The sequence below is a fragment of the Duganella sp. AC917 genome (assembly GCF_979258245.1).
Map to the genome: position 1 here is coordinate 2,788,026 of NZ_OZ409848.1, position 12,710 is coordinate 2,800,735.

The following is a 12,710-nucleotide window of genomic DNA, read 5'->3' on the forward strand; positions in this document are numbered from 1 at the left end:
TACAATCGCTTCATCGCTCAACAACCAAGACCCATCATGAAAACCAAACTGCTGCCGGCATCGTTCTTTGCCCTGACCCTGGGGCTGGCCGAAACCGGCAATGCATGGCGCCTGGCCCACCATCTGTGGTCGCTGCCACCTCTTGGCGGCGAAGCGCTGCAAGCGCTGGCAGCGCTGTCCTTCATCGTATTTATCGCGCTGTACGCGCACAAATGGCTGGCGCACCGCGCCGCAGCGGTGGCCGAAACGCGCGACCCGGTGCAATCGGCCTTCCTCGCGCTGATCCCGGAATCGGTGATCCTGATCGCGCTAACCATGCAGCCTTATTCGCCGGCTTTGTCCAAGCCGGTGTTCTGGACTGGTTCCGCCGTCAATCTGCTGTACGGCGCCTGGCGCCTCGCCGGGCACTGGAGTGTCAAGCGCGATGCATCGCAGATCATGCCGCCGCTGTTCCTTCCCTACACGGCTAGTGTGCTGGTGAACGCCCTCGCCGCCGGCATGTTCGGTTACACCGACTATGGATGGATGCTGTTCGGCGTTGGCGCCATATCCTGGCTGGTGCTCGACTCCAGTATCACGCATCAGCTGATGACGGGCGGTCTGGCGGACAAAACCCGCAATTTCATGGGCATTTACAGCGCGCCGCCGGTCGTCGCGCTGGTCGCCTACCAGGTGCTCGCCGGCGCCGACGCCAGCGCGGCAGTCACGTATGCATTGGCCGGCTACGCGCTGTTCGTATTCGCCGGCCTGGCGTTGGCCTCGCGCTGGTTGGCGCAACAGGACTTCGCTCCCGGTTACTGGGCCTACACGTTCGGTCTCGCCACGCTGGGCCAGGGCTTGATGCTGATGACGCAGCGCGGTCACGGCGGCGTACTGGAAGCGATGGCCGGCGCGGTATTCGCCGCCACCCTGCTGCTGGTTGCTTATGTAACGGCAGGTTCGTTGCGACTACTGGCAAGGGGCGGCTACTTCCCGGCCGCCCCGGTAGCGCCATCGGGCGCGGCGTCGTGAGAACGCTCGCGCTGATCATCTTCCCCGGCGTGCAGTCGCTCGACGTCTCGGGACCGATGGACGTCTTCGCCGAGGCCAACGCCTTCGTCGCGCCGCAAGACGGCTACCGCCTACTCACCGTCGGCACCGCGCCTTATCCGATCCGCGCCTCCAACGGCCAGCAACTGGGCGCAGACCATACGCTGGGCGACGCCGACTTCGATATGACGGACTGGAACACGGTGCTGGTGGCCGGCGGACCGCAACTGGCGTGCGCGCCCGATCATGCGCCGTTGTCGGAATGGCTGCGCGCGGCGGCACAATCGGTGCCGCGCTATGGATCGATCTGCACCGGGGCATTCCTGTTGGGACGCGCCGGTCTGCTGGACGGAAAACACGCCACCACGCACTGGAGCGACGCCGCGCGGCTGGCCGCGCAGTTCCCGCTGGCGCGGATCGAACATGACCGCATCCACGTGCGCGATGGGCGGTTGCTCACTTCCGCCGGCGTCACGGCCGGTATCGACCTGGCGCTGGCACTGGTGGCCGAGGATCATGGACAGGCGGTCGCGCTGGCGGTCGCCAAGCGCCTGCTGGTGCTGGCGCAACGCCAGGGAGGACAGTCGCAATTCAGCCCTTATCTGTCCAACGCCACGGCGCCCGACACGCTGGCGACAGCGATCCAGCAGTACGTGATGAATCACCTCGCCGAACCGCTATCGGTCGAACAACTGGCCGACGTCGCCGGCATGAGCGCGCGCAATTTCGCCCGCCATTTCGTCCGGGAGATGGGTGTGACGCCGGCCGAATTCGTGCAGCGCGCCCGCGTGGACGCAGCGCGCAATCTGCTGGAGGGCGGACCGCTGGCGCTCAAGGCGATCGCCTACCGCTGCGGTTTCGGCAGCGCCGCGCGTATGCGTCTGGTATTCACGCAGCGCTTCGGCGTCACGCCAAGGCAATACCGCGACAGCTTCCGTGTGGGCTAATCCGTGGCGCCCGACACCGCGCCCTTCCTCAGCAAGCCATCGAGCATCCTCAGGTCGACCGGCTTGGTGAGATGATGGTCGAAGCCCGCTTCGGCCGCGCGCCGCCGGTCGCTGTCCTGGCCATAACCGGTGACGGCGATCAGCCGCAAGGGCCGCTCGCCGGCCTGCTGGCGCAAACGCTGCGCCAGTTCATAGCAGTCCATCCCTGGCAAGCCGATATCGAGCAGGCAGACGTCGGGCCGCAGCCCGCCCTCGCTGGCCAGCGCCTCGGGCGCGCCGAACATCACGTGCACTTCATGGCCCATCAATTCGAGCGCCTCGCCGACGGCCTGCGCGGCGTCCTCGTTGTCGTCGACGACCATCACCTTCAATCCCGAGCTGACCGGTTTCGCCGGCGCCTGGCGCGCGGCGGGCGCCAACGCCGCAGTGCGCGGCGCGTCGACGACCTGATCCAGCGCCGGCATGCGGATGGTGAACGTGCTGCCCAGCCCAACGCCATCGCTGCGCGCGCTGATGCTGCCGCCGTGCAGCGCCATCATGCTCTTGGCGATCGTCAGGCCCAGGCCAAGGCCGCCGCGCGAGCGGCTCAACGCCTGCCGCTCCTGCACGAACAAGTCGAACACCGATGCCAGCATATCGGATGCGATGCCGATGCCGTTGTCGCGCACCGCCACCACTGCATGGCCGTTGTCGCGCCAGGCGTGCACGCTCAAACGTCCCTGCGGCTCTGTATATTTGGCGGCGTTGGTCAGCAGGTTGGCCAGCACTTGCGCGCAACGTCCCGGATCGGCCATCACCGCCAGCCCCGAGGGCGGCACTTGGACCTCCAGCACATGGCGCTTTTCCTCGATCAGCGGACTGGCCGTTTCGATCGCGCGCGCCACCACTTCGGCCATCTCCACCGATTGCCGCCGCAACTGGATCTTGCCCTGCGCCACACGCGAGACATCGAGCAAATCGTCGACCAGCGCCACCAGATGTTTGGTCTGGCGCTCGATGACGGTACGCTCCTTGACCGCATAGTCGCCGCCGCGCAGGCGCATCAGCTGAAGCGCCGTGACGATGGGCGCCAGCGGATTGCGCAATTCGTGGCCCAGCATCGCCAGGAATTCGTCCTTGGCGCGGTTGGCCTCATCGGCGGCGCGCTTGGCGTTGGCCAGCTCGGTCACTTCAAAGGTCACCATGGCCACGCCCTCGGTGCGGCCGGCATCGTCGATCAGCGGCTGGTAGACCAGATCGAAACAGCAGTCGGTCAATTCCTCGCCATCGCCGCGCCGGAACCGCACGGCCACCGAGCGCCCCACGTAGGGCTGGCCGCTGGCCAGCACGCCGTCCAGCAACCCGAAGATGCCCTGCCCTTCCAGTTCCGGAAACGCCGCGCGGATCGGCAGGCCGACCAGCGCGCGCGGTCCGACCAACTCCCGGTAGCAGGCGTTGGCCTGTTCGAACACGTGCTCCGGTCCGCGCAGGATGGCGATTGCCACCGGCGCCTGGCTGAAGATGCTCTGCGTGCGGCGCGCCACCGCCACCTCCACCATCCGGGCCTGCCGTCGCAAACGCAGCACCTCGATGCGCGTGACCAGATCGTGGCTGGAGAAAGGCTTGACGAGATAGTCGTCGGCGCCGGCCTGCAAGCCTTCGAGCCGCGCCTCCTCGCCGGCGCGCGCCGACAAAAGCATGATCGGGATATCGCGCGTGGCCGGATCGCCGCGCAGCGCCGCCAGCAGGCCGAAGCCGTCCAGCTCCGGCATCATGACATCGGAAAGGACGATATCGGGCGCCTGGCGCCGTACCGCGTCCAGCGCCTCCCGGCCGTTGTTGCACACTTCGACCTGCCAAACGCCACCCAGCAATCGCCGCAGATAGTCTCGCATGTCGGCGTTATCGTCGACGATCAGCAAACGGCCATGCCGCGCGCCCGGCGCGTGCCCGGCGTCAGCGGGCGGCTGCGTCGTTTGTATCCAGCCTTCCGCCTCTGCCACATACGATTGCACCGCCGTCGGCCGCCACGCCTCGAGGCTCTCCTCGCGCACCTGGGCCGGGTCCAGATGCGCGCTGCCGAGCGGGATCTCGACAGCGAACACCGTGCCTTGCCCCGGCTCGCTGTCGACACCGATCGCGCCGCCGTGCAGCGCCACCAGGTCGTGCACCAGCGCCAGGCCGATGCCCGAGCCCTCGTGGGTGCGCGAGCGCGCGCCCTCTACGCGGTGGAAGCGCTCGAACAGATGCGGCAGCTGGTCCGCCGGAATACCGGTGCCGCTGTCGCTTACCGTCAAGCGCGCGTTGGTTCCGGCCTGCCGCAGGGCGATGGCGATCTGGCCTTCGAATGTGAACTTGAACGCGTTCGACAGCAGGTTGAGAACGATTTTCTCCCACAGATTCGGATCGACATACACCGGCGACGCGAGCGGCGCGCAGTCGACCACCAGCCGCATGCCGGCGCCTTCGATGGCCGACCGGAAGCTGCTGGCCAGATCGGCGGTCAGCGCTGCCAGATCGGTGGGCACGAAGCTCGCCTGCGCGCGGCCGGCTTGCACGCGCGAGAACTCGAGCAACGTGTTGACCAGCTTTTGCAGACGCAGGCCGTTGCGGCGCATCAGCTCCACGCGCGCGCGTTGCGCGGGCGGCAGCGGCGCGGTGGCGTCACCCAACGCATCCTCCATGGGACCGAGCAGCAATGTGAGCGGCGTGCGGAACTCGTGACTGACATTGCTGAAGAACTGGGTCTTGGCGCGATCGAGTTCCGCCAGCATCTCCGCGTGCTGGCGTTCTTCCTCGGCGGCGCGCGCCTGCTGGATCGCGTTGCCGGTCTGGGTCGCGATCAATTCCAGAAAGCTGCGATAGTCGGCGTCGAGCCGGCGCGCCGCGCTCACGCCCAGCACCAGCGCGCCGATATTTTGCTGCACGCCAGGCCCCATCAAGGGCAGCACCAGCGCCTCGCGCATGGGCTGATTGGCCAGACCGGAAGGGAACGGGGATTCCGCCTCCCTCTCCGCAGACCGCCGCAGCGCCACGACGCGGGTGGCGCCGTCGGCGATAACCTCGTCGACCGGGAACAGCCGGCGCGGCAGGCCGGGATGCGTAGCCTGCGCCAGCGTGGCCGGGCCGCCGCTCGCGTCGCCCGCATAGCCGTCGGCCAGGTACAGCATCGCAAACGGCACATCGTCCGGATTCTGCCCGATGCTGGCCATCGCCGCCGCGCAGGCGCCGCTGACGGTTTTCTCCTGCAGCACGCGGGTACTCATGTCCGACAGGGTGCGCAGGCGGCGGGCGTTCAGGTGTTTGGCGGTGACGTCCAGATTGGGGCAGAACAGTCCCGCCACGTTGCCCGATTCATCGCGCACCGGGCTATAGGAAAATGAGTAAAAGGTCTCTTCCAGATAATCGCCGCGGCTCATGAACAGGCGCACGTCATCGGCCAAGGTGGCCTCGCCATGCTCGAACACGCGGTCGGCCAGCGGACCGCAGATATCCCAGATCTCCGACCACACCTGCGCCGCCGGACGTCCCAGCGCCCATGGGTGCTTGGCCATGCTGAGGACACCGATATAAGCGTCGTTGTACAGGAAAGTGGCCTGCTCGCCCCACCCTATCCACATCGGCTGGCGGGAGCTGAGCATCAGGCTGACGACCGTCTTGAGGCTGTGCGGCCAATCCTCGATCGGCCCCAATGGCGTGCGCGCCCAATCGAACGCCAAAATCTGCGCACCCAATTCTCCCGGCGCGGTGAGAAAGCGCGCGGCCGGCAGCTGGGGCAATGCCGGTAGGTTCATAAAAGCCTCGTTTAATTACAGAATAACAATGTTACGAGCGTATCATTAAATCTGTAACCACGGAGTCTGATTGAAACCGCGCCAGTTGCGGCCTGCCTCCCCGTCAGCGCTGCACGTACAAACGCGCGCCGAACACCGGCCCCGCCGTGTGGCCCGGCTCCGGATCGAAGCGGACCACGATGCTGGTCTTTCCACTGGTTAATTTCTCCGGCAACACGTAATCGCGGTCGATAAACTCGCCGGGATGGCTGCCATCGAGCTTCACGCGCGCCACCCGTTCGCCATCGATACTGATGTGGAAGTCGCGGTTGCGCTCCTCGCCCCAGTAGCTGGCCTGCAGCACCAGCTGGCCCGGCCCGCATTTCATGCGGAAGCTGAAGTAACCGCCGGTGCGGGCGTCGCGGCCCATGCGGCCGCGATAGGACACCGGATACGAGATATCCGATTGCAGGTCGTGGTCGCGCTCCGGCTGCATCTCGCCCAGGTGCATGACGTCGATCGAACGGTCGGCCAGGTCCTTGAGGCGCGCCTCCTCCTTCCTGAACGCGGCTTCCGAGGTCGCCCATTCCTGCTCGTTGTAGGCGTTAAAGTACACCGCCGCGCGCCGGTCGTACTGCGCGAAGAACGGCGTGAACTTCATATCGCCGGGCCGGCCGCTGCCGACCGTGCGATACACCGCCTTCACCTTGTCGGCCTCCTTGAACGAAGCCAGGATGTTGGCGCCGACCAGCGCCGGCGCCAGCCCGTCGAACGGTTTATTGGCCGCGCCCAGATCGGCGGCCAGCACCATCGGGCCGCGCAACAGCGCCACCACCTTGTCGTTGCCGGCCGCCGATTCCAGCCGCAGATCCAGCGGCAAAGTCAAACGGACACTATCGCCCGCGCGCCAGCGGCGCCGCACGTACAGGTAGCCCTTGTCCTTGCTGGCCGCGTGCGGCTTGCCGTTGACCAGCAGCGTATGGCCGGAAGCCCACGCCGGGATGCGCAAGGCCAGCGTGTAAAAGCGCTGGCCGGCCAGGCGCTTGACCTTGATGTCGATATCGCTTTCGAACGGATAGCGCGTTGTCATCTCCAGCGTCGCTGACGCGCGACGCCACTGCACCAGCGACGGAATGTACAGGTTGACGAACAAGGTGTCGCGGTTCTCCCAATAGATCGAGTCGCCGTGCTTGGAGTGGCTCTCGATCCCGGACAACACGCAGCACCAGAAATCGTTCTCCTCGCTGGAGTACTCGCGCGCCACGCCGGACATCAGCGGCGTCATATAGGTGAACATGCCGGTGCGCGGATTCTGGTGCGCCATGATGTGGTTCAGGTGCGTGCGCTCGTAGTAGTCGAAATAGGCGGCGTCCGGCGACCAGCTATACAGGTGGCGCGTCATCTTCAGCATGTTGTAGCTGCAGCAGGCTTCGCACGTCTGTTCGGTGATATGGGCGGCGATGGTGTCGGGACCGGAAAAATATTCGCGGTCGCCGTTGCCGCCGATGACGTAGCTGTGATGGTCCGTCACCGTCTTCCAGAAAAACTTGACGGTGTCGGCGTCGCTCTGGCGGCCTTTCAGCTCATACAGGCGCGCCAGGCCGATCAACTTGGGGATCTGCGTGTTGGAATGCAGGTTGGCCAGCTCGTCGCGGCCCTCCGCCAGCGGCGCCAGCGCCTTGTGGTGATACAGCCGCCGCGCGACCGCCAGCCAGCGTTCGTCGTTGGTGCGCGCGTACAGCTCCGCGAAGCTTTCGTTGATGCCGCCATGTTCGCACGCCAGCACCTGCTGCAGCTGTTCGTCGTTCAAGGCGTCGAAGACTTTGGCCATGTAGCCGGCCAACCCTGTCGCCACCTGCAGCGCCTGGGCGTTGCCGGCGTGGGTTTGTGCATCGAACAGGCCGGCGAACACCTTGTGCCAGTTATACAGCGGCACCCAGCAGCCATTCAGGTCGAATCCGGCCGAGCGGATCTCGCCGCGCATGATCTCGGGGAAGATCTCCTTGCCGTCGACCACCGTGCCGTCTTTGCGCTTGCGCATGAAGCCACCGATATAGCCGTCGCCCTGTGCTTTCTGCACGCGTGCCAGTTCGGTAACGATGTAGTCGATGCGCGGCTTGAGCGCCGGCAGGCCGCTTTGCGCGTGCATCAGCGACAGTGCCGACAGGTAGTGGCCCAGCCCTTCGCCGGCGATGGTGTCCGACTCCCAGCCGCCATAGATCTTGCCCTTGACCGGCAGGCCGGCGAACAGATGGTAGTTGTGCAGGAACCGGTCGGCGCTCAGGCGCAGCAGGTAGGACTGGTTGGCCTGCAGCGCGTCGGCATAAAACGAAGGCAGCAGGCGCACGTCCGACAACGGCACCGCCGTGGCGGATGATGGCGTGGAAGGCGGTGAAGGCGCCGTGGCCGCAGCGGCGCCGGCGACTGTGGCCGTGGCGGCGTTGGCCTTGGCGCTCCACCCGGATATCAGCCCCAGACTGGCGGCGCCTTGCAGTATCAATCGGCGGTGACGGAACGGTGACGAAGCGCGCATGGTTATCCTGAATAGACGATGTTATCCAATAATATACGCCGCCCGGCGCTTCGCGTCTTGCGCACGCAAATCACAAAGAATGACGAAATCCGCATAACCACCTGTCAGCGGCAAGCCGGCTATTTGTACACGTCCGACGTCAATCCGTACTTCTGCATCTTGTAGTACAGCGTCTGTTTGGGCACGGCGAGAGCCACACTGACCTCGCTGACGCTACCACCGGCCTTGCGCAGCTCCTGCTCGATGACGGCACGCTCGAAGCAGCCCACCTGGTCGGCCAGCGGCAGCGGCGCCAGGCTGCGCGCCGACAGCAGGCCGTCGGCGCCGCTCGACAATCCGAGCACAAAGCGCTCGGCGATGTTGCGCAGTTCGCGCACGTTGCCCGGCCAGTCGTGCGCCATCAGCGATTGCATCAGCGGGCCGGGAACCGGCGGCGCCGGGCGCTTGTAGCGCGCCGCCGCGCCGAGCAGGAAGTGTTCGAACAGCAGCGGAATGTCCTCGCGCCGCTCGCGCAGCGGCGGCAGGTTGAGCACAATCAGATTCAGGCGGTAGTACAAATCGCTGCGGAATTTCTGCTGGTCCGCCAGCTCCTTCAAATCATCCTTGGCGGCGGCGATCACGCGCACGTCCACCGGCACCTGGTTGTTGGAACCCAGCCGCTCGACGTAGCGCTCCTGCAGCACGCGCAGCATTTTCACCTGCAGCGACATCGGCAAACTCTCGATCTCGTCGAGGAACAGCGAGCCGCCATCCGCGTGTTCGATCTTGCCGACCTGGCGCTTTCCGGCCCCTGTGAAGGCGCCGGGTTCATGGCCGAACACTTCGCTCTCGAAGATATTCTCGGGAATGGCGCCGCAATTGAGGGCGACGAAATTGCGCTTGTGGCGGCGGCTGTACTGGTGCAGGCAGCGCGCGACCATCTCCTTGCCGGTGCCGGTCTCGCCGTAGATCAGCACATCGGCCGGTTCGTCGGCCAGATCCAGGATCAAGCGGCGCAGATCGCGCATCGGCGCCGAATCGCCCAGCAAGGTGGCTTCGATGCCCACGCCATGCTCGATGCGGTGGCGCAGCGCCGCCACTTCCAGGGTCAGGCGGCGCGTTTCCAGCGCGCGCTGCACCACCTCCGACAGCTGCTCCGACGAATACGGCTTGGCGATGAAGTCGTAGGCGCCGTCGCGCATGGCGTTGACCGCCATCGTGATGTCGCCATGGCCGGTCACCAGCACCACCGGCAGTTGGGCGTCGATGGCCTTCACCGCCGCCATCAGATCGAGCCCGCTCATGCCCGGCAGGCGCACATCGGTCACCAGCACGCCGGCAAAACCGGGGGTGATCTTCGCCAGCGCCTGTTCGGCCGCATGGAAGGCCTCGACCCGGAACCCGGCCAGGTCCAGCGCCTGCGCGCTCCCCGCGCGCACGGTGGCGTCATCCTCGACCAACAGCACTTTCATCGCTTCATACATCTATAGTCTCCTGCTCCGCAAGCGGCAATTCAATAATAAACTTGGCACCCGGGTTGGCGCCGACGCCGGCCTCCACCCGCAATACGCCGCCGAATTCGCGCACGATCTGCTCGGAGATGGCCAGCCCCAGGCCGAGGCCCTGGCCCTGCGGCTTGGTGGTGAAAAACGGTTCGAACAAATGCGCGCGGATGTCCTCCGGGATGCCCGGTCCGGTGTCGGCCACACCGATCATCACGCGTTCGTCGGTGCGTTCCACGCCGACGGTCAACTCGCGCGTTTCGCTGTCGGCCATCGCGTCGAGCGCGTTGTTAAACAGATTGACCAGCACCTGCTCCAGCCGGTTGCTGTCGCATAGCGCATGCACATCCTGGCTGCGCATCGACATGCGGAAGTTCACACGCTCGCGCTCCACCCGCCGCTCCACCAGGAACAGCGCGGCGGTGATGGCCGCCGCCACCGGCACCGGATGCAGGCTGGCGTCGGCCTTGCGCGCAAACTGGCGCAACTGGCCGGTGATCAGTCCCATGCGCCCGACCAGCTGCGAGATTGTCGCCAGATTGGTCTTGGCCTCATCGAGCCGATCGCGATCGATCAGCACCTTGGCGTTGTCGGCCATCGTGCGCAGCGCCGTCAGCGGCTGGTTCAGTTCATGCGTGATGCCGGCCGACATCTGCCCCAGCACCGCCATCTTCGCCGCCTGAACCAATTCGCTCTGGGCCTGGCGAAGTTTTTGTTCGGCCTTGCGGCGCACGATGTTTTCCTCGCTCAGGTTGTGCGTCATCTGCTGCAGGCTGGAGGTGCGCTCGGCCACCATCGTCTCCAGATTGTCATAGGCGCGCTGCAGATCCTCGCGCGCGCGCAGCCGCTGCCGGCCAAGGCGGCGGCGCTGCCGGGCGTACAACACCAGCATCACCAGCAAGGCCTGCACCAGCAAGGCAAACAGAAACACATTGCGCGCGCTGGCCCTGGCTGGCGCCAGATCGGACAGATACACAAATTGCCATTTGCGCGGCGCCAGCGAGCGAGCCTGGCTGACCATGCGCGTCAGCGGTCCGGTATCTGACAACGGTGCGGACAACGGCGCGGACGACGGCGCCGGCACCTCGATGATGCTGGCGCCGCCATCGATACGGCGCACCTCCTGCATGCCCAGTGGCGTCAGCGCGTGCGAAAAATACTGGCGCGACGCCTCCAGTTCCTGCCGCACCGCCGGCGTCAACTGCGCCAGCGTGCGGTATTTCCATTCAGGTACGGAGGTCAGGAAGACCACACCGTAGGCGTCCGCCAGCAAAACCTTGTCGGCGCCCTGCACCCAGCCTTTTTCCAGCTTTTCGATATTGACCTTGACCGTGGCCACGCCCAGCATGCGGCCATTGTGATAAATCCCGTGCGCGAAAAAGTATCCCGGCTCGCCGCGCGTGGTGCCGACGCCGTAGAAACCACCCGGTTCGCGGCGCAGCGCGTCGCGCACATAGGGCCGGAATGACACGTCGTCGCCGACGAAGCTATCGCGCTCGCGCCAGTTGCTCGACGCCTGCGTCACGCCCTGAAGATTGACGATATAGATCGTGGTGGATTTGGAGAGGCGGTTGACCTTCTCCAGGTATTGATTGACCTCGCCGCGCAGCGCATCGTCGCCCGGTTGCTGCAACAGGGCGATGACATCCTTGTTCAACTCCAGGGTACCGGGCAGGAAGTCGTACTTGGCCAGCAGGTTCTCCAGGCTGAGGGCATAGCCGTCGAGCCGCTGCGCGCCGGACAGGCGCAACCGCTCGATGGCCGCGTTCTCGGCCCAGCGCCAGCAAAACACGGCCAGCGCCAGACAGGCGGCCAGCAACAGCACCCACAGCGTGAGCCGCCCCCAAAGCCGCCGGCCCGGCCGCGATGGTGGAACCGTCTGCGATGGTGTTGCCGCCATAATGCCCTCTTTATTTACCTCGATCCGCGCCCGAGCGCAGGCTATTAAAACACATGCCGCACGCCGAGGTTAAATCCAGTGGTGCCGGTGCCGGTGTCGGTGGCCGTGCCGACCTTGAAACTGGCGCCGTTGCGGTTATTGATATGACCATAGGCGGTGTACAGGTCCGTGCGGCGCGACAGCGGGTAAAGATATGCCACCGCTCCCTGATGCGCATCCTGCCGCAGTACCGAATCGTCGTGATGATCGATATACGACACCAGCACTCTGCCAACCGGCAGCTGTGCCGCGAAACCCAGCAGCGTATCCTTGCTTTCATTTTCCAGCAAGTCCTTGTTGCGCGCGTGCGCCGCGTGGACGGTGACCTTGGAGAACTGATAGCGCGCCGTCAGCATGGTGTTGCGGCTGCGGGCGGTGGCCAGTGCGTTGTCACGCTGCTGGTGCGCCAGCACCAGGGTCAGGGGTCCGTTTTCATACGTGGCGCTGCCGGAGATGCTGCGGTTCTTGCTGCTGTCGCCGGCCACCTCGCCGTAACCATACAGGACGTCGGCCGAGAAGCCTGCCACCTTCGGCGTGATGTACTCCACCGAGTTGTCCACCCGCGAGTTATTGGCGAAGATGTTTTGCGAATTGCCCGCGAAGCCGGTCTGGAACGGGTCGGCGATGTTGTTCAGCGTTTTATAGAACGGTGAATACTGTCGGCCGATGCTGAACGCGCCCACCGGTGTGGTCAGGCACAGGTAGGCCTGGCGGCCGAACAGCAGGCCGCCCTGGGCGGCGGTGCCGGTATCGAGGTTGTTGCCGTTTTCCAGACCGAAGGCCAGCGACATGCCGCCGCCCAGGTCTTCCTTGCCCTTGATGCCAAGGCGCGAACCCGAGCCGATGCCGCTACCGACCTTGGTCGTATTGCCGGCGGCGCCGCCCCGCTCGACCAGCAGCCCGGCGTCGGCCACGCCGTAGACGGTGACCGACGATTGCGCCAGCGCGGCGGACGACAACAAACCCAGCGCCACGGCGCCAATCAAATTTTTCTGCATCTTTACATCTCCAGATTATCGTTGTGGTCTT

General features: G+C 65.5%; 7 protein-coding genes. 2 read left to right on the plus strand and 5 right to left on the minus strand.

Going from position 1 to position 12,710, the window contains the following annotated elements:
- Positions 1-36 precede the first annotated feature (36 nt).
- Both ACZ0BA_RS12005 and ACZ0BA_RS12010 read left to right on the plus strand, forming a co-directional pair.
- Entirely contained in the window at positions 37-1,011 is a 975-nt protein-coding gene (locus ACZ0BA_RS12005; RefSeq protein WP_463451504.1) for an SLAC1 family transporter, read from the plus strand.
- Positions 1,008-1,976 carry a GlxA family transcriptional regulator gene (locus ACZ0BA_RS12010; RefSeq protein ID WP_463451505.1) on the plus strand — a complete coding sequence of 323 codons (969 nt, stop codon included), beginning with the start codon at positions 1,008-1,010 and terminating at the stop codon, positions 1,974-1,976. The genes ACZ0BA_RS12005 and ACZ0BA_RS12010 overlap by 4 nt, the downstream gene beginning before the upstream one ends.
- Here ACZ0BA_RS12010 and ACZ0BA_RS12015 read toward each other — a convergent pair.
- The 5 genes from ACZ0BA_RS12015 to ACZ0BA_RS12035 all read right to left on the minus strand — a co-directional run bounded on the left by ACZ0BA_RS12015 (position 1,973) and on the right by ACZ0BA_RS12035 (position 12,679).
- Positions 1,973-5,749, minus strand: coding sequence for an ATP-binding protein (locus ACZ0BA_RS12015; protein ID WP_463451506.1), 3,777 nt, complete (start codon positions 5,747-5,749; stop codon positions 1,973-1,975). The two genes, ACZ0BA_RS12010 and ACZ0BA_RS12015, sit on opposite strands and share 4 nt — an antisense overlap.
- A gap of 103 nt (positions 5,750-5,852) precedes the next feature.
- Positions 5,853-8,261: a beta-L-arabinofuranosidase domain-containing protein gene (locus tag ACZ0BA_RS12020; protein ID WP_463451507.1), complete on the minus strand. Its 2,409-nt coding sequence runs from the start codon at positions 8,259-8,261 to the stop codon at positions 5,853-5,855.
- Between the two features lie 119 nt (positions 8,262-8,380).
- A complete protein-coding gene (locus ACZ0BA_RS12025) occupies positions 8,381-9,724 on the minus strand; it encodes a sigma-54-dependent transcriptional regulator (protein WP_463451508.1) in 1,344 nt (447 codons plus the stop codon).
- Positions 9,717-11,642 carry an ATP-binding protein gene (locus ACZ0BA_RS12030; protein WP_463451509.1) on the minus strand — a complete coding sequence of 642 codons (1,926 nt, stop codon included), beginning with the start codon at positions 11,640-11,642 and terminating at the stop codon, positions 9,717-9,719. Before ACZ0BA_RS12030 ends, ACZ0BA_RS12025 begins: the two co-directional genes overlap by 8 nt.
- Positions 11,643-11,686: 44 nt before the next feature.
- Positions 11,687-12,679 carry a porin gene (locus ACZ0BA_RS12035; protein ID WP_463451510.1) on the minus strand — a complete coding sequence of 331 codons (993 nt, stop codon included), beginning with the start codon at positions 12,677-12,679 and terminating at the stop codon, positions 11,687-11,689.
- Positions 12,680-12,710 lie beyond the last annotated feature (31 nt).

Bases quoted from the DNA above. Each gene is read 5' to 3' on its own strand.
- ACZ0BA_RS12030 (WP_463451509.1), bottom strand. From the start codon at position 11,642: ATGGCGGCAACACCATCGCAGACGGTTCCACCATCGCGGCCGGGCCGG.
- ACZ0BA_RS12035 (WP_463451510.1), bottom strand. From the start codon at position 12,679: ATGCAGAAAAATTTGATTGGCGCCGTGGCGCTGGGTTTGTTGTCGTCC.
- ACZ0BA_RS12015 (WP_463451506.1), bottom strand. From the start codon at position 5,749: ATGAACCTACCGGCATTGCCCCAGCTGCCGGCCGCGCGCTTTCTCACC.
- ACZ0BA_RS12005 (WP_463451504.1), top strand. From the start codon at position 37: ATGAAAACCAAACTGCTGCCGGCATCGTTCTTTGCCCTGACCCTGGGG.
- ACZ0BA_RS12025 (WP_463451508.1), bottom strand. From the start codon at position 9,724: ATGTATGAAGCGATGAAAGTGCTGTTGGTCGAGGATGACGCCACCGTG.
- ACZ0BA_RS12020 (WP_463451507.1), bottom strand. From the start codon at position 8,261: ATGCGCGCTTCGTCACCGTTCCGTCACCGCCGATTGATACTGCAAGGC.